The organism is Rothia sp. P7208 (assembly GCF_048512915.1).
Classification (GTDB): domain Bacteria; phylum Actinomycetota; class Actinomycetes; order Actinomycetales; family Micrococcaceae; genus Rothia.
On sequence record NZ_JBLXXW010000001.1, the window covers coordinates 41,349 to 61,932 of the forward strand.

Consider the following 20,584-nt stretch of genomic DNA (forward strand, 5'->3'; position numbering starts at 1 on the left):
TTCACAAGTATTTTTACTCAATATATTTTTCTAAGGTGTCATGATGTCTGAGAATCTCTCTGCAGAGCCGCCCACTAATAGTATCTATTTAGGTTCTTCACGGCTACAACATCAATATCTTGTATCACAGTCTGCCGTGGTGATGAAGCTTGGACTGCTCATGCTTCAATCAGGTGCTAGCGCTTTTCGTGTGAAAGCCTCAATGGCACGTCTTGCAAGAGCAGTAGGGTTAGAAGAGCATCATTCGCAGGTGACGTTTACGGAGCTGACCACAACTGCTTATGCTGCCGGTAATTTTCGTACTGAAATTGGTGAACAACGGGCGATGGGTATTAGTGCTTATCGTATTGATTTACTCAGCGATTTTGTATCGAACCTTCCTGAAAAGATTTCTCCTTTTGAAGCAGGTCAGGAGATTGATCGTATTGCACGGTTACCGCACCTATACCCTCGATGGTTGCTTTCTCTTGCTGCCGCTTTTGCTTGTGCGGGGTTTGCTTTTCTCAACAATGGTGGGGTTGTTGAGTGTAGTATCGTTTTTTTCTGTTCTGGTCTGGGACAATTATTGCGTTCAGTTTTACTGGGTAAAGAAGTTAATCACCTCGCCATATGGTTCTTATGTGGGGTGTTCTCTGCGGGGTCTTATATTTGTGGGGTCAATACGTTGACTGCTTTAGGGTTAACGTCTTCTGATCATCTTGTAGGTTTCATCTCTGCTATCTTGTTTTTAGTACCAGGTTTTCCGCTGGTGACTGCAATGTTAGATTTAGCTCGCTTCGACTTTTCTGCGGCTATTGGGCGACTTACCTACGTGGGGTTGTTACTTGCGAGCGCTTCTTTTGCAGTGTGGATTCTTGCCTTTACGTTTGAGCTTCCTCTACAGAAAGCTGTTCCACTGGAGTTTTCGCCTATCACGTTATATTCGTTGAGAGTTGCGGCGTCTTTTATTGCAGCGTATGGGTTTGCGATGCTTTTCTCGGCGATGCCCACGAGCTGTTTATGGGCAGGAATTATTGCTGCTGTGGTGAACCCTCTTCGTATCCTTGCTACTGATGTGGGTTTGGCCCCGCAACTAGCGGTATTTACAGGTGCTCTTTTAGCAGCAACTTTTGCTGAAATTATTGCGCCCTTACACCATCGGAAGTATTCGCGTGTTTCGTTGTCTGTCCCTGCGGTTGTCACGATGGTTCCGGGTGTGACGTTCTATCGTTCCATGGCGTATCTTTCTGATGGTGATATTGCAGAAGCTGCAGTTGGCATGGTGGAGGTATGGTTATTATTCTTCGCCATTGGTATGGGGCTTGTATTTGCTCGTTTTCTGATGGATAAGAACTGGTTCTATAACCGAGATTTGCAAAAAGTTCGTCGTTTTAATATTGACTATCATCTACGGTAAGGCGAATACGCTTTTACCTGTATATCATCAAAAAACCTTTGGGGTTGTATCCTCCACATCAGAGGATACAACCCCAAAGGTTTTTTCATTGAAGAGAACACTAAATAGTATTATTTATGCGGGTTGAGCCTGAGCAGCTTCTTCTAAGGCCTCAGGCAGTGCAGAAAGAATACGATCCATCGCCGTATCATTATGTGAGGCAGATAAGAACCATGCTTCGAAAGCACTTGGTGGGAGGTACACCCCAGAGTTCAACATGCTATGGAAAAATGCCTGATAACGGAACGTTTCACTTGCTTTGATATCGTCATAATGATGTACACCGTGCTCAGCTGTACCAAATGATAGAGAGAACAGGTTTCCGGCATGTTGAATCGAGTAGTTCAAACCAAGTTTTTCGCCATAGGAGTGGATAGCTTTTTGAAGTTCTTCACTACGCTGATTAATAGTCTGGTAGACGTCTTCTGTTGCAGCTTTGAGCGTTGCGATGCCTGCAGCAAGAGAGATGGGATTACCAGAGAGCGTACCTGCCTGATAGACGGGCCCTAACGGGGCAAGGTACTCCATCACTTCTCGTTTACCCCCCAGTGCGGCAATGGGCATACCGCCACCAATAACTTTTCCGAAGGTAAAGATATCGGGAGCCCATCCTCCCTCATCTTCTGTGGTGTATCCCCAATAGCCGGCAGAAGATACACGGAAACCGGTTAGGACTTCATCAAAAATGAGCAATGCGCCATTCTCATGGGCAGTATCGTGTAAGAACCGGTTGAACCCAGCCTCAGGTGTTACCACGCCCATATTGCACGGTGCTGCTTCAGTGATAATAGCTGCAATCTGTCCATGGTGCTGCTCAAAAGCACGTTGAACTGCTTGGGTATCGTTATAGGGGAGAACAATCGTTTCAGCTGCTGTTGCAGCTGTGACGCCTGCTGAACCGGGCATTGCTAAGGTTGCTACGCCAGAACCAGCTTCAGAGAGTAAAGCATCAACGTGTCCGTGATAGCAACCAGCAAATTTGATGATTTTATCTCGTCCGGTGTAACCGCGAGCTAGACGGATAGCAGTCATGGTTGCTTCGGTACCAGTGGATACCATACGTATCTGGTCGATACTTCCTGGAATCACAGCGTTGATACGCTCGATAACAAGCTCAGCAAGTTCAACTTCAGCTTCGGTAGAGGCACCAAAAGACAGCCCGTGCTCTACAGCTTTGTGAACGGCCTCAACAACAGAGGAATCTCGGTGGCCCAGAAGTGCAGGTCCCCAACTCATCACAAGATCAACATAATTTCTACCATCAGCATCAGTCAGATAAGGGCCCTGTGCCTCAACCATAAAAGGGGGCACACCGCCAACGGAGTTGAAGGCACGAACCGGTGAGTTCACTCCCCCAGGGATGACAGCACGAGAACGGTTAAATAAGTCTTCGGAGATACTCATATGTGAGAACTTTCTTCATATCTGTTAAGCAATGTTTTCTCTAGTTTATAAAACATTATGAAAGCCAAGCGGCTACTTCTGTTGCATAGTACGTCAGAATAATGTCAGCGCCAGCGCGACGAATGCCTGTCAACGACTCAAGAATAATCTTTTCTCGATCGACCCATCCTGCTGCAGCAGCGGCCTCAATCATGGCGTATTCTCCAGAAACTTGATAGGCAGCTACCGGCACCGGAGAGAAATCAGCGACTTCACGCACAATGTCAAGGTACGCCATCGCCGGTTTCACCATGACGAAATCTGCGCCCTCTTCAATATCTAGCCGTACTTCGTGTAGACCTTCACGACGGTTAGCTGGGTCTTGCTGATAGCTCTTACGGTCGCCTTCTAATGAAGAACCGACAGCATCACGGAAAGGACCAAAGAATGCTGAAGCGTATTTTGCCGAATACGCCATAATAGCAACGTCGTAGAACCCTTCTGCATCAAGCGCCTGACGAATCGCTTGTACTTGTCCGTCCATCATGCCCGATGGGCTCACAATATGTGCACCGGCACGAGCCTGCGCCAACGCCATCTGAGAATAAGCATGAACAGAGGCGTCGTTATCGACAATCGGCTGACCAAACCGGTCTGTCGAAAGTGGCCCACAATGTCCATGGCTGGTGAACTCGTCAAGACAGGTATCCGCCATAATCGTGATGGTATCCCCAAAACGTTGACGAACCTGTGCAATAGCACGGTTCAAAATGCCCTCTGGTAACCATGCGTGAGTTCCATCTGCATCTTTGTCTTCTTCACGAGGAACACCGAAAAGATCAATACATTGAATCCCTGCTGATACGGCTTGTTCTACCTGCTCTAGCAGAGAATCTAACGTGTGCTGATATTGTCCAGGCATAGACGCGATAGGCTGAGGTTCCTCAATTCCATCTCGCACAAAGAGAACCTGAATGAGGTGCTCTGGGCGTAGTTGTGTTTCGGATACCAGTTTACGCAACGCAGGAGTTGCGCGTAGACGCCGTGGACGATACTGAAGGTTGAGTGCCGTCATAGGAGTTCTCCTCTCATAAAACATTTATTTTCTTTGCGTGATAACCAAAAAAATTACAAAAAATAATGATGAACCGCTTCGCATAATCCGTCAGGGGTTGGAGCAGGCGCAATATAAACATCCAAACCTAAACGCTGCGCATGAGATGCGGTTGTTCTTCCCATCGCAATAAGAGGGGGAAAAGATACCGGAAATTCCTCACCGTAAATATGGGTGACGAGTTCTTCTAATAGAGAAGGAGCCGTTGTGATAACACCCGCATATTCTTGCCAACGCTCTCGCACCTGTCCCAGAGCAAAAGATTTTTCGGGTGCTCTCAACGGCGTTAACGGGTTTGTAACGGGGTAAGGTTCCATATCGTAAAGAATCACCGTTTCTGTAGGTATATTCCGTGATGCTAGAACATGGTTGAGAGTCGGCCGTGAAGTCTTTCCCAAAACACACAGAACAGGTTGATCGTCGTCATACGGAAGTTCTTGCCCCAAATGTTGAGCGTCCATCACCGAAGGAATGTAGTCCACCACAACACCGTTATCAGCCAAAACTTGTGCCGTGGAGGCACCAACAGCAGCAACTTTTGTTGTTGCTAGTAATTGAGGCAACGTACGCTGAGATTCAACAGCATATTTTTTCAAAGAAAGCACAGCATTCACGCTACTGATAAGAGCCCAAGAAAATCCGCCATGAGGCAGACGACTCATGAGCTCACTATCTGGTGTATGAGCGACGGCTTGGCGGATAGGGGCACAATCGACCTCTACCGGCGCTAAAGACGTATGAGACAAAAGCTCAACAAACGGTTGTGCTTGTTCAAACGAACGAGTGATGAGCAGCCGAGTAGAGGTCATTGCGTTGGCCATGGACACTAACTATTCAATCCGTTTAAACGTTCAGCGCCCATTTGTAGGAGGTCTTCTGCTACTTGAATACCAAGCTGTTCAGCTGCTTCTTGACTCAAAAGTACGGTTGCTGCATGATGTCTTAGCACCTGAGAACCATCAACAGAAGCCACTACAGCGTCAAGAATCAGCTGGTCTTGTTCATATCTCGCGTATGTTCCAATGGGCGAAGCACAACCTGCTTCTAGACGACGTAGCACAGCACGCTCAGCGATAACCGCGTAGCGTGTTGGTAGGTGGTCTACGGTAGCGACAGCTTGAGCTAGCTCAGTGTTGTTGTGGACGTCTTGTTCACGTATTTCTACAGCCAAGGCACCTTGCCCAGGGGCAGGAAGAACACGAGAAACGTCAAGATATTCAGAAATAGCAGATTCATGACCTAGCCGGTGCAAACCAGCAGCCGCAAGGATAACTGCATCGCAGTCCCCTACCGCTTCTGCGTTGCCATAATGTTCTAGACCGGGGACTCGTGCAAGACGTGTGCCCACGTTACCTCGAATATCAACGATATTGATATCTGGGCGTAACGCCTTAATCTGGGCTGCTCGTCGAGGAGATCCAGTACCAACGTTTGCACCTTCTGGCAGTGTCTCTAAGGTGAGTCCATCGCGAGCACATAGTGCGTCTCGTGGGTCTTCGCGCTCAGGAATTGCCGCAATGTTGAGTCCAGGGCAGGGCTGGGTGGGCAAATCTTTGAGGGAATGAACAGCCATGTCGACACTGCCGTCCAGTACTCGTTGTCTTAACGTTGCAGCGAATACACCGGTACCACCCATCTGTGAAAGCGGACCGGTCAGGATATCGCCTTCAGTTTTGACGGTTACTCGTTCGATGTTTTGGTTGCAGATACGTCCGATGGCGTCAGCAACCATACCTGTTTGAGTGAGTGCTAGCGCCGAGCCTCGGGTGCCAACGGTGTAGCCCATAGGTTTTAGTCCTCCGTAGTATTCATATGGTAGGTTGCAATCGTTGCTCGATGTTGTTGAGCACGTGCTGGTTTACAGCATTGAGGGTCGCATTCGTCGAACCATCCGCGGTTAGAGCAACCACCGAAAAGTGGTTCTTTGGGGGCGGTAAACGGTGTTGCATTCGTTTCTTGTACACGTTCTTGGATGAGCTGACGCAAAGACTCAACGTATGCCGGATGAGTTCCGGGTGTTGGTGTGCGTACCGCTTCAAAGCCAAGGTTTTTACAAGTGTCTAGGGCTTCAGTGTCTAAGTCCCATTTGACTTCCATATGGTCAGAGACAAAGCCCAGAGGTACGAGGACGATGCCATCAACTTTGCCTTCAAGGGCTTCTAGGGCGTCATTGACGTCTGGTTCTAGCCATGGCATAGATGGGGGGCCTGAACGAGATTGGTAGACCAGTTCCCAATCAACGTTTTCGAGGAGTTTTGAGTCGATGTCGGAGACTTTTTCAAGAACTCGTCGAGCAACTTGAAGATGCTTTTCGACGTAGGCGGAGCCGCCTTCGTAGTCGACATCTCGTGGTCCGGCCTCGTTCGCTGCGCTGGTTGGTACGGAGTGGGTGCAGAACATGATGCGGATAGCGCCGTTTCCAGCAGCGGGGTTGGTGTTCTGCGCAATTTTTTGGTGGACTTCTCGTAGCCCGTCTACGAGTCCGTCGACGAAGGCTTGTACGAAGCCTGGTGCATCATAGAACTGACGAATTTTATCAATTTGAAGTTTGCCTTCTAGTTCAAGTTTTTCTAGTGCCATACCGTAGTCTTCACGGTATTGTCGGCAGGAAGAATAACCGGGGTAGGCGCTTGTAGCAAGTACCAAAATTTTTCGTGCGCCGTTGTCGTAGGCTTCTTGTACTACGTCGTTGACGTAAGGTTTCCAGTTGCGGTTCGCCCATGTGATGGGGATGCGTGGTCCTTTTTCTTGGAGAGCCTTTTCGAGGGCGTTGAGGAGTGCACGGTTTTGTTCGTTGATAGGTGAGATACCTCCGTTGGCACGGTAGTGTGTTGCGACTTCTTCGAGTCGTTCGTCGGGGATACCTCGTCCTGCCGTGACGTTTCTAAGAAATGGGATGACATCTTCTTGCCCTTCAGGGCCACCAAACGATGAAAGAATCACCATATCGTAGGGTTGTGGCGCTTTGTTACGAGGGCGTGAGATGTTTTCTTCACCGTGGAATTGTTCGATAGTTGTTGTATCGAGTACGGCGGGGCCATTACTGGCGGTGTTGTTGGGGTCGGTGACGTTGGGGGCTACGTCATGTGGTAGTCGGGTGTTCATGCAAGAACTCCTGCGATGTCGTGGGAGGGAATACGGCGTCCGGTGTAGAAGGGGGTTTCTTCACGGACGTGTAGGCGGGCTTCAGTGTTTCGGAAATGACGCATGAGGTCTACAAGGTCTACAAGTTCTGGCGCTTCGAGGGCAAGGACCCATTCGTAGTCGTTGAGTCCAAACGTTGCGATGGTGTTAGCTAGCACCTGAGGGAAATCGTAGCCTTTCATACCATGGTTTTTGAGCATTTCAGCACGCTTTTCGGGGTTCATGTAGTACCACTCATAGGAGCGAACGAAGGGGTATACACAGACCCAGTCTTGTGCTTCTTTGCCAAGGGCAAAGGCTGGAGCATGACGGCGTGTAAATTCTGCGTCGCGGTGTACGCCCATAGTGGACCATACAATCTTTGTTTCGGAGAAGACGCTGGTACGGCGAAGTTTGCGGATAGCTTCTTGGAGGTCTTCAGGGACTTCGCAGTGAGCCCATACGAGAATATCTGCGTTATCGCGCATGGCTGATACGTCGTAGAATCCGCGAATGGTTACGCCTTGTTCTTCGAGTGCTGAGATTACTTGGTTGAGTTCTTCTTCAGCTTCAGGGGTCTGTGCTTTGGTGTTTGTTACTCCAGTACGTGCAAATACAGTGTATAGCGCGTAGTAGAGTTTGTCGTCGCCGTCAGCTGGAGCACCCGGAACTTGACCTTGAATTTTTGATGAGGTTGCATCCCCACGGTGTGTGTGGGAGTAGTTTCCATGTGAGCCATGTTGGTGTGACATGTTTTCCTTCCTCAGAGGTTTCTCTCTATCGGGTGTGATGGAGAGTCACCTGTTGTTGTGTGTTGTACGGGAGCCTCTTGGGTTTACGTAGTTGTAGTGTTGAGGTTCTATCCGATGTTGTTTTGTTCAATAAAGTTTTTGAGGGTTTTGCGAGTGTCTGCGGTGACAGCAGCTAGCCCGTTTCCGCTCAGCCACGCGCCAACAGCGGTGACGTTCTCTAATTCGGTGAGTGCGTTGCGGAAGCTTTGCACTGTTTTGCGGTGTTCGGGACTTGCTGTAGGTAATGCGCCTTTCCATCGAACAACGTCTGCTGCGAGGAGCTGATTTCGTGAGATGGAAACGTCGAGAAGTTTTTGTGCATCGTGGATGGCTAAGGTAATGAGTTGGTCATCGTAGAGTTTGACTTCTTGTAGGGGGCTAGCGTCTTGTCCTCTCCCGTAGGACAGGCGTAATACGTGTCGATGTTGCCCTAGTTTGTCGCTCATCCACTCCCATTTAGCGCTGGCGTGGGTAAGTGCTTTGGCTCGTACTGAGGTCACTTCTTCGCTGACAAGTACTCCGGTTCCGCGTGGTCGGGAGTCGAGCTCTGATTGTTCGATGATGAGTGTTACGAGGGCAACTTCTGGTCCTGCTGAGATTTGGGGTAGGTCTGCGCTACTCAGGTGTGATCCAAGCATTCGAAGAGTTGAGGGACCGTCTGAGGCCATGACGAGGTATTTTCCGTGGATGGCAGCAGCTTTTTCGCCGATTTCGGGTTGGCGTTGGATGAGTGTCCAGAGGTTATGGCAACGGTCGCGGTCGATGGCGATGGCATCATAGCCGGTAAGGATACGTACTTTGCGACGAAGAATATCGTCAACGAGTGCTTCAGATAGCTGGTGCATACCGCCGATGAGTCCTGCGACTTGTGCTCCTGCTGGAGAATTTTTACGTAGTGATGCGGCAGCGGTAGCAAGGGAGCCATAGGTATTTAACGCTTTTTTGAGTCCTGGTGCAACAGAATCTACGTCAAGGTAATCGGGGTGCGTGGAATGGACTCCAGATACGATGGGCGAGACGAGTCTATCGAGTACTTGTTGTCCCATACGGACACGTACGAGGTCGCCAAGGGTACGTGCATTTTCTCCTGCGGAGGCGGGTAAGAAACGGTCAAGTTTAGCGCGTCGTAGACCACTTCTACTCATAATTTTTTTGAAGTCTGGGTCGTTGAGGTCTCCGGGGATGCCGAGGATTCCTGTTCGTGGTGCTTTGTGAACCCCGTTTGGTAGGCAAAGCCAGGATCCATCTTGCCGTGGAGTGACGATTTTTTCGGAAATATTGAGCTCTTCGAGTAGCTCGCTGACGGCGGTGGTTCTTGTTGCATAGGATTCTGCACCCGAGTCGAGGACAAGTCCGTCGATTTGGTGTGCGCCTACTGCACCACCGAGATGATCTTCTTTTTCGACGAGGGTTACTTTGAGCCCTTGTTGAGCAAGTTCTCGAGTGGCAAGTAATCCGGAGATTCCACCGCCTACAACGATTGCGGTTTCTTTAGGGGAACGAGTATCGACAGGTGACATTGTTCTTAGGCCACTTCCCGAGCAGTTTGAGTGTGAATGTATTCCACCAGGCGGGTAAGTATTTCGGGGTCTGTTTCTGGTGGCACACCGTGTCCAAGATTGACGATATGGGAGGGAGCACATGCACCATCAGCTAGGACGTGGTCTACGTGTTCTTTGAGGACATCCCATCCTGCGCTTAGTAGTGCAGGGTCAATATTTCCTTGTAGGGGCACTCCCCCGCCAAGACGATGCTGAGCTTCTGCGAGGTCGAGACGGTAGTCTACACCGACGACATCTGCTCCAGCTTCGTGCATAGCTTTAAGTAGCTGCGCGGTTCCGGTACCAAAGTGGATTCTAGGAACACCGTAATGTGCCACGCTCTGAAGAACTTGGGCGGAGTGGGGTTGGATGTAGGTGCGGTAGTCGCTTTCGGAGAGGGATCCTGCCCAAGAGTCGAAGAGTTGGATGGCGCTGGCGCCTGCTTCGATTTGTGCTTGAAGGAATTGTCCTGCGGTTCGGGCGGCCCATTGTCCGAGTGCATGCCAGGTGTCGGGGTCTGAGTGCATCATGGTGCGTGGTCGTAGGTGGTCTCGGGAGGGTCCGCCTTCAACCATATAAGCGGCGACCGTAAATGGTGCTCCGGCGAAACCGATGAGCGGTGTGTCGCCGAGTTCTTTGACGGTTAGGCTGACTGCTTCTCGGATGGGGTCGAGTGCTGAGTCTTCGAGTTCGGGGAGGTTTTTGACGTCTTCAGCGGTGCGTACTGGTTGGGATAGTACGGGGCCTTTGCCGGGGACGATGTCTACGTCTACGCCGGCTAGCTTCATGGGGACGACGATGTCGGAGAAGAAGATTGCGGCGTCTACGTTGTGGCGTCGTACGGGTTGCAATGTAATTTCGCAGGCAAGTTCTGGGGTTAAACATGCCTCTAGCATGGGAATACCTTCACGTACTTTTCGGTATTCGGGTAGGGAGCGTCCGGCTTGCCTCATGAACCATACGGGGTGGTGTGAGCCTTTTTGTCCGGTGAGGGCTTTGAGCATTGGTGACTCTGCCACGCCTGTAGTTTTGAGTGGGTGAGTGGTGGGAAGAGAATCTAGCTGGTGTGTGTTCAGTAGTTCTCGTTGATTCAAAGTGCTACTCATGTTTCCCATTGTGCCAAATTATTGCGCATTGTTTGCCGACACCATGTCATTCTTTGCCGGTATCTGCCGGTTGAGAGGGGAATCTACGAGGAAAAATAGTGATATTTCCCGTTTTTATTCGCGTCTGAGGGGCAAACATGTTTATGATAAGTCAGTCGTGACTATATTTACGCTCGTTGCATCACACAAGACTGTAGATTTGAACACCGTGGCATTATTGGCCAACGGTGCTAGTGTTGCGCTCAAAAATGTTTCGGCGCAGCGGGTTCGAGGAAGCGTTGTTCTTTCGACGTGTAACCGTTTAGAGATTTATGGGGAGCTTGCTGTATCCCCCGGCGCAACGTCTCAGCAAATACAGCTGATATTAGAAGAAACTTCACAGGAAATATATCGTGGCATTGCCGGCCAGTCTTCTTTAGCGTACGAACTTGTTGCAAGTAGTTTTGAAGTGTTCACTCAGCATGAGGCCGTCAAACACTTATTTACGGTAGCGGTTGGTTTAGAGTCGGCAGTGGTTGGAGAGCGAGAGATTACCGGACAGGTACGTCGAGCTATTGCTACTGCACGCGAAGAAGGTACAGCCACCGGTAATTTAGTGCGGCTTTTTGATCGTGCTGCTCGCACTGCTCGAGAAGTGGGTCAGCAGACTCTGCTTGGTTCTCAAGGGCGTTCAGTTGTTTCGGTCGCTCTCGATTTAGCGTATGAGCTATCAGAGTTAGCGTGGGATGCACGCCGCGCACTCATTATTGGTACTGGCGCTTACGCTGGTGCTACGGTTGCGGCGCTGAGAGAGCGCGGCTGCCAAAATATTAGCGTGTATTCTTCCTCTGGTCGTGCAGCTACTTTTGCCGACAAGCGCTCCATACGAGCTGTTCCTGAGGGTGCTCTTCACGAAGCTCTCAAAGAAGCAGATATTCTCATTGGGTGTTCTGGTTCTACCGCTCCGTTGAGCGCTGATGAGGTTCCTGCAGGAAAACGCATTATTCTCGATTTGGCGTTGAGTAGAGATTTCGCTCCAGATGTTGCAGACATGCCAGATGTTGAGTTGATTACGTTGGAGACTGTTCGTCTGGCTGCCCCCAACGAAACTCAAGATTCTATTGAACTTGCCCACGCAATTGTGGACAATGAAGCTGCTCATTTTGCGGTACAAGAGAAGGCTCGCAACGTAGATGCTGCTATTGTAGCTCTCAGGGAACATACGATGTCTATTTTGGACAATGAACTGCAGAAGGTTCGCAACCAGTATGGGTGTGGCGCTGCCGTAGACCAGTTAGAGCTTACGATGCGGCGTATGGTGAAATCGCTACTTCACACCCCTACGGTCCGTGCACGTTCTTTAGCCAAAGACGGTCGTGAAGCTGATTACGTTGCAGCTCTTGAAGCGCTCTACGGTATTGAGGTAAACACCGTAGAGCCCTCTCATCTTCAGATGGAGCAAAAACATAAGGACGCCTCCTAACTGTCATGGACGATACCTCTCATACAGAAGTTTCAGCCATTTACGGTAGATGTCTATGCCCTTATCACTCGTCCGTTATTTAGATAGATTCAGGAACAAGCGTTGAGTTCTGTGACCGTTGAGCCACTCCAAGAACCAGATTCACACGATCGACATTATTCCTCAGGGGACAAGCGTCTGCCGAAGGAACTACGACGACAACATCTGGTATTAAGTGCACTACGTATTTTTTCTTCTCAGGGATACCATACGACGACAATGAATCAGGTTGCTTCAGCTGCCGATGTCACGAAGCCGGTACTTTACCAGCATTTCAAATCAAAACGAGAACTATATCTTGCTGTACTAGACGAACAGATTAAAGAGCTCACAGAACGCCTAGTTCGCCCCTTATACGACACCCAAGATAACCGTGAGCGAACAGAACGTGTTATTGGTGCTTTCTTCGAGTTCACGCGCACTAATCTTCAGGGTTATCGGCTGATTTTTGAATCTGATATTCACAGTGATTTAGCTGTTCAACAGCGTATTGATGACCTTCATCTATATATCGCTAATCATATTGCGCAAGTGTTAGAGCCTAATTCTGGTCTAGCCGCAAAAGAAGCAGTACTCATCTCACGCACGCTCACGGGAATGGCGTTATCGGCGGTGCAACATGCTTTACAGCAAGGTGCTCAGGACCAAGAGCTTGCTCGTGCACAAAATCTCGTTTTTCGTTTAGCGTGGGGAGGGCTACTCTGCATTGATGACGATTCTGTCTATGACGGTTAGTCCTCTGCCTTTTTCACTTCTATAAGGTTTTTGTTCAGAAGATTCAAGAAGGATTCTTCTACGTGATTTATTGTAGGGGTGGTACGCTGAGGGTGATATTTCTAGGTGTTTTTGTCTTCACCTTTTAGAATGTCTAGAGACATGACCGGTAATTTCCGTTGTTTAAGGAGCAGTTATGGACGTTAAATTTGGTATTAGAAATATGCCTCGCGAAGTAGTTATTGAGTCCGATAAAGACCCTGTTGAATTGCGTCAGCTCATTGCACGCGCCATGGATAAAGGTGAGGTTCTAGAGCTAGAAGACGACAAGGGTAACGTCGTATTGATTCCTGGAGATAAAATCGGTTTCGTTGAAATTGGTTCAGAGACAAAGCGTCGCGTCGGCTTTAATTTCTCAGCATAATATGCCGTTGATATAGACGGTGTAGACGATAGTGGAGGGCCTATATTTTTAGGCTCTCCACTTTTTTCTTGTCAGCTTTGTTAGAATGGCTAAGATAAGACGGTTGTCCGGTCGTTATCCACCAGTAATGTTTAGTAGTGTCACCTGCTGAGATAGGGTGACTTGTTTTTTCACGATCGGCGTACCTCCATAGTTGCGCTTTTGCGCCTTTTCTACAGGAAACACATACGTGAACCAAGACCCCAAGACTTTTGCCGATTACGGACTACGCGAAGATATTTGCCAAGCTTTAGCTGAACGTTCCATCATTCATCCGTTCCCTATTCAGTCTCTCACGTTGCCTGTTGCTCTCGCCGGCAATGACATCATCGGGCAGGCGCAAACAGGTACCGGCAAAACTCTAGGTTTTGGTCTGCCCGCAATTCAACGAGTAATCGGCCCCGAAGATCCCCGTTGGGATTCGTTACGCTCCCCTGGCTCCCCTCAAGCGCTAATTATTGTTCCGACTCGTGAGCTTGCTGTTCAAGTAGGCGAAGATCTCTCTGCTGCGGCAGCAGGTGCGGGAGTTCGTGTTGTGACGTTATACGGTGGTGTTCCGTATGAACAGCAGGTTAAACTTCTTGACCGCGGAGTTGAGATTATTGTTGGCACGCCCGGCCGACTCATTGATTTACAACGCCAGCAGAAGATGAATCTTTCGCAGGTAAAAATTGTGGTTCTTGATGAAGCCGATGAGATGCTTGATTTAGGGTTCTTACCCGATGTTGAAAAAATTCTTGCAAGTTTGCCCGAGATTCGCCAGAGCATGCTTTTCTCGGCAACCATGCCTGGGCCTGTGCTGACAATGGCACGCCGTTATATGCGTAAACCAATGCATATTCAAGCACAGTCTTCCGAAGATGAGTCGTTGACAAAGGCGTCTATCCGTCAAGTTATTTATCGTGCTCATCCTCTCGACAAAGATGAGTTAGTGGGTCGAGTTCTGCGCGCCAATGGGCGAGGACGTACCATTATCTTCACCAAGACAAAACGCTCTGCAGCAAAACTTTCTGATGAGTTACAGAATCGTGGTTTCCGTGCGGGTGCTCTTCACGGCGATTTGCCTCAGGTCGCACGCGAAAAAGCATTACAAGCGTTTCGTGATAATGCCGTTGATGTCCTTGTCGCTACAGATGTAGCAGCCCGAGGTATTGATGTTGATGACGTCACTCACGTGATTAATTTTCAGTGCCCCGACGACGAGAAAACCTATGTACACCGTGTGGGTCGTACAGGCCGTGCCGGTCATACTGGTACCGCAATTACTCTTGTTGATTGGGAAGATATCCCTCGTTGGTCTCTCATTAACAAGGCCTTAGAATTGGGTGTTCCAGAGCCTGTAGAAACGTATTCTTCTTCTGAGCATCTTTTCCGTGACCTTGATATTCCTGAAGGCACTCGAGGTAAGATGCCTCATGCTCAGCCTAAGGATTCTGATGCTTCTGCTCAACGTTCACCGCGCAGAGGCGAGCGCCGCTCAGAACGTTCTTCCTCTTCTCGTCGCTCGCAGAATAATGGGCAAAGGCAGCGTCGCCCTCGCCGTCAAGAACATGACAATACGCGTTCAGACTCCCCCGTTGTGGAGAAAGATGCTTCTGGTCGTTCACGACGTCGTACCCGGGTAGAGGGCGAGCAGGCTCCGCGTCGTCGTCGGCGCAAACGCATCGTTAATGATGGTGATTCACAAGACTAGCCTGTGTTGGTTGGTTGTTTGGGGCGGTGTTCTTAACCCAAGGGGTTATGGGCACCGCCTTTTATATTGTTTGGGTGTGTTGAGGTGTGGTGTTCTTCTGGTGGTTCTGCCGGATGATTTCTTTGATACGTTCGACGATTTGGGTTGGCGTGGTGTTTTCTGCTAGTCGGTTAGGCTTTCCGGCGCCGTGGTAATCGCTAGAGCCAGTTATGATGAGGTCATATTTTTGGGCAAGTTTTTTGAGCCAGTTGCGGTCTTCTTCGTTGTTGTCTCGATGATAGATTTCAAGTCCGTTTAGTCCGGCCTCAATCATCTGTTCTATGAGCTCTGCAGAGGCAACTTGTCCGCGGATACGAGCACGGGGGTGCGCCATGATGGGTACTCCTCCGGCAGCTTTAACCATGGTGACGGCTTCAACGGGGTGTACGGCACGGTACGGAACATAATATGCTGAGCGCTCTGCCAGTAATCCGGAGAAGGCTTCGCTGCGGGTTCTGATAATGTTTGCGTTCACGAGGGCGTCTGCAATGTGGGGTCTGCCGATAGTTGCTCCTGGTGATGCTTGAGCTAAGACGTCTTCCCATGTGATGGGGTATGTTTCAGAGAGTTTTTGAACGATTCTTTGAGCTCGTGTCCGGCGAGAGCTGCGAGCCTGCGTAATGTGTTCGTTCAGGACGCTATCGTTTTGTTGATGTCCGTAGCTTAGTAGGTGTACGCTAAGCGGGCCGATAGCGCACGATATTTCCATTCCGGGCAAAAAGTCTAGCCCCCATTGTTCGGCATGTTTTTGTGCGCTTTGCCATCCGGCGGTCGTGTCGTGATCTGTCAGGGAAAATCCGGTGAGTCCGCAGCCGGCGATTTCGGCGACGAGTTCTTCTACGCTCTGTGTACCGTCTGATAGTACCGAATGAGTATGCAAATCATATGACATATTTCTATCTTAGGTTGCTTGTCTATGACAAAGATAGGTGTATAGATACCTCTGAACGTATTAGAGTTGTATCTATGGTTACTGATGAACATAAATCTTCTGATATGACAGATGAACAGCCCCTTGAGCAAAGAGTGAACAATCGCTCTCAGCCTCCCCAGTCTGAAGCTTTTATTGAGTTTATGGCATCGAATTGGGCACCGGATGAGACGCCATTGCCTCAGCGTGCGCAAGTAGCAGATTATGCGGCTGAACGTCGCGCCCGTATTTCGCGCCTTTTCCCTGGTGAGCGTCTTGTGATTCCTGCTGGTGCTTTTAAAGTGCGTTCTAATGATACCGATTACCGGTTCCGTCCTCATTCTGCCTTTGCGCACCAAACGGGTCTTGGGCTAGACCAAGAGCCTGATGCTGTACTCGTTTTTGAACCAGTTGAGCAAAACCACGGAGATAATGGTTCGCATCACGAGGTGACGCTTTATTTCAGGCCTCTTGCTGGACGAGATAGCGCGCAGTTCTATGCTGATCCTCGCTATGGTGAATTCTGGGTTGGTCCTCGCCCTACCCTCGCAGCGGTGGAAGCAGAGTACGGTATCCGTACCGCGGACCTTTCGGAGTTAGAAGTCGCTATCACGAAGAATGCTGGTAGTCAGGCTCTTGGTGGTATTAATATCCGTCTTGTGCGTAACGTCGATCTGAATATTGATGCGCTCGTTGATACGTCCCGTTATAACACTGGGGTGGATTTAGAGAAAGCTGACCAGACCGATGCTCTTTTGACAGAGGCTCTTTCTGAGGCGCGTCTTGTTAAAGATGAGGTGGAGGTCAAGAATCTTCGTCGTTCTGTACAGCACACTATTGAGGGCTTTGAGAATGTGGTTCGTGCTCTGCCTCGGGCGGTAGGCCATCATCGTGGTGAGCGTGTGGTTGAGGGGGCGTTCTTCGCAAAAGCACGTGAAGAAGGCAACGATCTCGGCTATGACACTATTGCGGCGTGTGGAAATAATGCCACTATTTTGCATTGGATTCGTAATAATGGTTCGGTTGATGAGGGAAAGCTGATTCTTGTTGATGCTGGTGTAGAAGATGACACTCTATATACTGCTGACATCACTCGAACGCTACCGGTGAGCGGGCGTTTTACTGAAGTGCAAGCAAAGATTTATCAGGCGGTTCTTGACGCTGCTGACGCGGCTTTTGAAGTAGCTGTTCCTGGTCGCCGGTTCCGTGAGGTTCATGAGGCGGCTACTGCTGTCTTAGCAGAGCGTCTTGAACAGTGGGGTTTGCTTCCTGTATCGGCAGAGGTTGCTTTGTCAGAGCAGGGAGGTCAGCATCGTCGTTGGATGCCTCATGGGACAAGCCACCATTTAGGTCTTGACGTTCACGATTGCGCTCAGGCCAAACGTGAGCTGTATCTTGATGGTGTCATTGAGCCGGGTATGGTGTTCACGATTGAGCCAGGGTTGTATTTCAAGGAAGAGGACTTAGCTATTAGTGAAGAATACCGTGGTATTGGTATTCGTTTAGAAGACGATATTCTTATCACTGAAGATGGTCCGGTGAATCTTTCAGCAGATCTTCCACGTACTGTTGCTGAGATTGAACAGTGGATGGATTCTTTGCGTTCATAGCAGAGGATTATGCCAACGGGGTGTGGGGTGTTCACCAGACATGGTGAACACCCCACACCCCGTTTTATGGTGATGGACAGTTGTTCCTCAGCTTTTCAACTCACCAGTTCAGATGATTCTGGTAGTTATTCTTGAGTACCAGCACTGTTGTTGTGAGGTTTGGTGTTAGAAGGTTGCGGTTGAGGTGGCGTTGATTGCCCCGGCTGACGGATTGCTTCTTGAAATTGTTCGGGGTTTTCGATGCGGATTCCGTAGCGTCCAGTTCGTTGTTGGGAACGAATTTGTTCAATGCGTTCGTTAGGTTCTGGTGCTGGTGGTTCTTGCCGAATCGTTTGTGCGTATTCCTCGGGGTCTTCTATTCTCAAACCAAATTTTGATGAAGATTCTTTTTGAGGGCTGTTAACGGTGGGGGAAGGAATCGGTTCAGCCGTTTTTTGTGGAGGAGGGGTGTTTCCGTCAAAGCTCTGTGGTGGTGTGGGCGGGGTAAAAGGTACGGGGCCTTCTGGCGCCATTGGTGTAGGTTGAGTGCCTCCGAGGATATGTTGAGCTTGTCCTGCGGTGCTGGGGTGAGCCATCAGAATATATTTTTGAGGAACTAATTGTGCTCGGGTTTGGAAGTTTCCTTGTTTATTGCTTCGAGAATAAGACAGAACACCAAAAATCATCCATACAGCGATACCTAATGGGATGGAAGATAGTAGGTTAGCTGCGAAGTTTCCGTTACTCAATAATGCGGTAGCAAGACCGATGAAGGCACCGAAGAAAGCACCTTGAGCGGCAGAAGCTAAAGCAACTTTCGGATAAGAGAGTTTGTTACCAAGAAACTCGATTTGTTTCAGGCCTTCTCCTTGAATGAATAAGGTTCGTAGCGGGAAGTTGGCGTTGTTGAGGGTGTTGAGTGCTTGGTTGAGTTGTTGTCGGTTGTTGTATTCTCCAACGGGGATTCCTTCGGGAAGGTTATCTGTGTTCGAGAGAATTGCTGATATGTTTTGTTCGTCCATGCTCTATATTTTCGCGAAGTCACCTTAGTATTTCCTGAAAAAACGGCGAGTATCGCAAGTGGCGAAAATTTTTCCCTACGTTGTGTCGTATTCAGAGGTGTTTTGAACTAAAGATTATCCGTTTCTTGTCACAGATAGGCTATAGTCTCTTCAAAAATTGGTGAGAACGCGTAGTCTATTAAGGGTGAGTACAACACCAAATAAAATTTTTATTGCCCGCCTACTTGGTATGGACGTTTTTGACCCTATGGGTGACCGTCTTGGTCGTCTGCGCGATGTTGTTGTGCTCAAACGAAGTTTTGGGCCTTTAGCTGTCGCCACAGGAAACATCTCGCAACGTGGTAAAGAACCTATTGTTGTGGGTATTGTGATTGAAGTACTCGGCAAAAAACGTATTTTTGTGCCGATGACTCGTATCACCTCTATCGATTCTGCTCAGATTATTTGTACGGGGCTTGTCAACCTTCGACGTTTCGAACAGCGCGGTTCTGAAGCGCTTGTGGTTGCAGAAATTTTTGACCGTAAAGTTCGTTTGGCAGATGGTTCTGGAGAAGCAACGGTTGAAGACGTTGCAATGGAACAGCGACGTAACGGTGATTGGTTCATCTCAGAGCTGTTTATCTCACGTATCCCAGAAAATGGTGGGCTACTACGTCGCCGAAAAGCTACCCTTGTTGTTGATTGGGATGAGGCAATTCTTTCAACTGATTTAGAACCTCAAGCAGCGACAACATTCGTTGCTAATCATGAGCACGCTAATGCTGCAGACTTGGCAGACGCCATCCATGAGATGAACGATAAACGTATGGTTGAAGTCGCTCATGAGCTACATGATGAGCGCCTTGCAGACGTTTTACAAGAGCTACCTGAAGATGATCAGGTTGAAATTCTTTCGCATCTGGATGTTGAGCGCGCGGCTCAAGTTCTTGATGAGATGGAGCCAGACGATGCAGCTGACTTGCTCAATGAACTATCTGACGCTCAACGTGAACAGCTATTAGTTCTGATGGAACCAGAAGAAGCAGAAGACGTACGTCGTCTACTTGAGTATGAAGAGGGAACCGCCGGTTCATTGATGAATCCGGTGCCTATTATTCTCTCCCCTGAGGCTTCTGTGGCTGAGGCTTTAGCGCATATCCGTCAAGAGGAGATTCCTCCTGCGATGGCGGCAGCAGTTTTAGTTGCTAGGCCTCCTCTAGAGACTCCTACCGGTAAGTATTTGGGTATGGTGCATATGCAACAGCTGTTGAGGTACCCGCCCAGCGAGCAGGTCGGCAATCTTTTAGACTCTTCCATTGAGCCAGTCTCAGATATGACCAGTCTTGAAGAAATCTCTCGTGTATTAGCAACCTATGATTTGACTATTTTGCCAGTCGTTAATGAGTCACAGCGTCTTGTTGGGGCGGTGACTATTGATGACGTTCTAGATGCGCTCTTACCTGAGGACTGGAGAACATACGATGATGGCACACCCATTCGAAAGGTAGGTCGCCGCTTTGAGTGAGAAAAACCGCGAACGTCATAATGACCGTCTAGCAACTCCCCAAGCTGCTCGTCATCGTATCGTTACCGGGGGGAAACCGAATCCTGATCGTTTTGGGCGTGCTACCGAAGCTATTGCTCGTTTTATGGGAACTCCACAATTTATTTTGTGGATGACCGTTTTTTGTACACTCTGGATTGGTTGGAACACACTGGCGCCAGATAATCTACAGTTTGACCCTCGAGCCTTGAACTTTACTCTTTTGACGTTGGCGTTATCTTTACAGGCTTCTTATGCTGCTCCGTTGCTTCTGTTAGCGCAGAACCGTCAAGATGACCGTGACCGTGTGATTGCTGCTCAAGATCGTCAGCGAGATCAGCAAAATCTTGAAGAAACGCAGTACCTTACTCGTGAAATTGCGTCTTTGCGTATTGCTCTTCGTGAGGTGGCAACTCGTGATTATGTACGTAGTGAGTTGCGTGATGTGATGGAAGAACTTCAAAAATTGCAGCAGGTTCTAGATCGTTCAGAATCTCAGGGGTTAGAGAATACTCCTGAAACGCAGTCTATGAAGATAGTGACGGAAGATATAAGTACTCCTAAACGGCGTTTGTCGCAGATTAAAGTCAAAGATGTTGATGAGCTCTCGCAAGAACATGGCGAGTAGTCTTCTGTTG

18 protein-coding genes are annotated in these 20,584 nt (G+C 49.1%); 8 read left to right on the plus strand and 10 right to left on the minus strand.

Annotation, left to right across the window (positions count from 1 at the left end; genetic code table 11):
* The first annotated feature begins 43 nt into the window (after positions 1-43).
* Positions 44-1,396 (plus strand): threonine/serine ThrE exporter family protein, encoded by a 1,353-nt coding sequence (locus tag ACN084_RS00155; protein ID WP_419105513.1) that lies wholly within the window; start codon positions 44-46, stop codon positions 1,394-1,396.
* Between the two features lie 114 nt (positions 1,397-1,510).
* Here ACN084_RS00155 and hemL read toward each other — a convergent pair whose 3' ends face one another.
* The 8 genes from hemL to hemE all read right to left on the minus strand — a co-directional run bounded on the left by hemL (position 1,511) and on the right by hemE (position 10,493).
* Positions 1,511-2,839 carry a glutamate-1-semialdehyde 2,1-aminomutase gene (hemL, locus tag ACN084_RS00160; protein WP_419105514.1) on the minus strand — a complete coding sequence of 443 codons (1,329 nt, stop codon included), beginning with the start codon at positions 2,837-2,839 and terminating at the stop codon, positions 1,511-1,513.
* Positions 2,840-2,894: 55 nt separating this feature from the next.
* Entirely contained in the window at positions 2,895-3,893 is a 999-nt protein-coding gene (gene hemB / locus ACN084_RS00165) for a porphobilinogen synthase (RefSeq protein WP_419105515.1), read from the minus strand.
* A 53-nt stretch (positions 3,894-3,946) separates the two neighbouring features.
* Entirely contained in the window at positions 3,947-4,753 is an 807-nt protein-coding gene (locus ACN084_RS00170) for a uroporphyrinogen-III synthase (protein ID WP_419105516.1), read from the minus strand.
* A gap of 5 nt (positions 4,754-4,758) precedes the next feature.
* Positions 4,759-5,718, minus strand: a complete 960-nt coding sequence (hemC, locus tag ACN084_RS00175) for a hydroxymethylbilane synthase (protein WP_419105517.1) — start codon at positions 5,716-5,718, stop codon at positions 4,759-4,761.
* Between the two features lie 5 nt (positions 5,719-5,723).
* Positions 5,724-7,037, minus strand: coding sequence for a ferrochelatase (locus ACN084_RS00180; protein ID WP_419105518.1), 1,314 nt, complete (start codon positions 7,035-7,037; stop codon positions 5,724-5,726).
* Positions 7,034-7,807: a hydrogen peroxide-dependent heme synthase gene (gene hemQ / locus ACN084_RS00185; protein ID WP_419101575.1), complete on the minus strand. Its 774-nt coding sequence runs from the start codon at positions 7,805-7,807 to the stop codon at positions 7,034-7,036. Before hemQ ends, ACN084_RS00180 begins: the two co-directional genes overlap by 4 nt.
* 107 nt (positions 7,808-7,914) lie before the next feature.
* Positions 7,915-9,366, minus strand: coding sequence for a protoporphyrinogen oxidase (gene hemG, locus ACN084_RS00190; RefSeq protein WP_419105519.1), 1,452 nt, complete (start codon positions 9,364-9,366; stop codon positions 7,915-7,917).
* Positions 9,367-9,371: 5 nt separating this feature from the next.
* Positions 9,372-10,493, minus strand: coding sequence for a uroporphyrinogen decarboxylase (hemE, locus tag ACN084_RS00195; RefSeq protein WP_419105520.1), 1,122 nt, complete (start codon positions 10,491-10,493; stop codon positions 9,372-9,374).
* A gap of 157 nt (positions 10,494-10,650) precedes the next feature.
* On the opposite strand from hemE, the gene ACN084_RS00200 reads away from it, so the two are divergent.
* The 4 genes from ACN084_RS00200 (at position 10,651) to ACN084_RS00215 (ending at position 14,864) form a co-directional block, all read left to right on the plus strand.
* A complete protein-coding gene (locus tag ACN084_RS00200; RefSeq protein ID WP_419105521.1) occupies positions 10,651-11,955 on the plus strand; it encodes a glutamyl-tRNA reductase in 1,305 nt (434 codons plus the stop codon).
* Between the two features lie 111 nt (positions 11,956-12,066).
* Entirely contained in the window at positions 12,067-12,729 is a 663-nt protein-coding gene (locus ACN084_RS00205) for a TetR/AcrR family transcriptional regulator (protein ID WP_419101651.1), read from the plus strand.
* Positions 12,730-12,904: 175 nt separating this feature from the next.
* On the plus strand, positions 12,905-13,132 hold the full coding sequence (locus ACN084_RS00210; RefSeq protein WP_419101579.1) for a DUF3107 domain-containing protein: 228 nt from the start codon (positions 12,905-12,907) through the stop codon (positions 13,130-13,132).
* 229 nt (positions 13,133-13,361) lie between these two features.
* On the plus strand, positions 13,362-14,864 hold the full coding sequence (locus ACN084_RS00215) for a DEAD/DEAH box helicase (RefSeq protein ID WP_419105522.1): 1,503 nt from the start codon (positions 13,362-13,364) through the stop codon (positions 14,862-14,864).
* A gap of 61 nt (positions 14,865-14,925) precedes the next feature.
* Here the strand turns inward: ACN084_RS00215 and ACN084_RS00220 are convergent, their stop codons facing one another.
* On the minus strand, positions 14,926-15,795 hold the full coding sequence (locus ACN084_RS00220) for a PHP domain-containing protein (protein ID WP_419105523.1): 870 nt from the start codon (positions 15,793-15,795) through the stop codon (positions 14,926-14,928).
* Positions 15,796-15,899: 104 nt separating this feature from the next.
* Here ACN084_RS00220 and ACN084_RS00225 point away from each other — a divergent pair, with 104 nt between their 5' ends.
* Entirely contained in the window at positions 15,900-17,423 is a 1,524-nt protein-coding gene (locus tag ACN084_RS00225; protein ID WP_419105864.1) for an aminopeptidase P family protein, read from the plus strand.
* 125 nt (positions 17,424-17,548) lie between these two features.
* Here ACN084_RS00225 and ACN084_RS00230 read toward each other — a convergent pair whose 3' ends face one another.
* The gene (locus tag ACN084_RS00230; protein ID WP_419105524.1) at positions 17,549-18,424 is read right to left on the minus strand and encodes a general stress protein; all 876 of its coding nucleotides are present in this window, start codon (positions 18,422-18,424) and stop codon (positions 17,549-17,551) included.
* A 184-nt stretch (positions 18,425-18,608) separates the two neighbouring features.
* Here ACN084_RS00230 and ACN084_RS00235 point away from each other — a divergent pair, with 184 nt between their 5' ends.
* Together ACN084_RS00235 and ACN084_RS00240 are read left to right on the plus strand one after the other, a co-directional pair.
* Positions 18,609-19,928, plus strand: coding sequence for a magnesium transporter MgtE N-terminal domain-containing protein (locus ACN084_RS00235; protein WP_419101583.1), 1,320 nt, complete (start codon positions 18,609-18,611; stop codon positions 19,926-19,928).
* On the plus strand, positions 19,921-20,574 hold the full coding sequence (locus ACN084_RS00240) for a DUF1003 domain-containing protein (RefSeq protein ID WP_419105525.1): 654 nt from the start codon (positions 19,921-19,923) through the stop codon (positions 20,572-20,574). The genes ACN084_RS00235 and ACN084_RS00240 overlap by 8 nt, the downstream gene beginning before the upstream one ends.
* Positions 20,575-20,584: the final 10 nt, after the last annotated feature.

Excerpts from the sequence above, each read along its gene's own strand:
- ACN084_RS00155 (WP_419105513.1), top strand. The coding sequence starts at position 44 with ATGTCTGAGAATCTCTCTGCAGAGCCGCCCACTAATAGTATCTATTTA.
- hemL (WP_419105514.1), bottom strand. The coding sequence starts at position 2,839 with ATGAGTATCTCCGAAGACTTATTTAACCGTTCTCGTGCTGTCATCCCT.
- hemB (WP_419105515.1), bottom strand. The coding sequence starts at position 3,893 with ATGACGGCACTCAACCTTCAGTATCGTCCACGGCGTCTACGCGCAACT.
- ACN084_RS00170 (WP_419105516.1), bottom strand. The coding sequence starts at position 4,753 with ATGGCCAACGCAATGACCTCTACTCGGCTGCTCATCACTCGTTCGTTT.
- hemC (WP_419105517.1), bottom strand. The coding sequence starts at position 5,718 with ATGGGCTACACCGTTGGCACCCGAGGCTCGGCGCTAGCACTCACTCAA.
- ACN084_RS00180 (WP_419105518.1), bottom strand. The coding sequence starts at position 7,037 with ATGAACACCCGACTACCACATGACGTAGCCCCCAACGTCACCGACCCC.
- hemQ (WP_419101575.1), bottom strand. The coding sequence starts at position 7,807 with ATGTCACACCAACATGGCTCACATGGAAACTACTCCCACACACACCGT.
- hemG (WP_419105519.1), bottom strand. The coding sequence starts at position 9,366 with ATGTCACCTGTCGATACTCGTTCCCCTAAAGAAACCGCAATCGTTGTA.
- hemE (WP_419105520.1), bottom strand. The coding sequence starts at position 10,493 with ATGAGTAGCACTTTGAATCAACGAGAACTACTGAACACACACCAGCTA.
- ACN084_RS00210 (WP_419101579.1), top strand. The coding sequence starts at position 12,905 with ATGGACGTTAAATTTGGTATTAGAAATATGCCTCGCGAAGTAGTTATT.
- ACN084_RS00220 (WP_419105523.1), bottom strand. The coding sequence starts at position 15,795 with ATGTCATATGATTTGCATACTCATTCGGTACTATCAGACGGTACACAG.
- ACN084_RS00225 (WP_419105864.1), top strand. The coding sequence starts at position 15,900 with ATGACAGATGAACAGCCCCTTGAGCAAAGAGTGAACAATCGCTCTCAG.
- ACN084_RS00230 (WP_419105524.1), bottom strand. The coding sequence starts at position 18,424 with ATGGACGAACAAAACATATCAGCAATTCTCTCGAACACAGATAACCTT.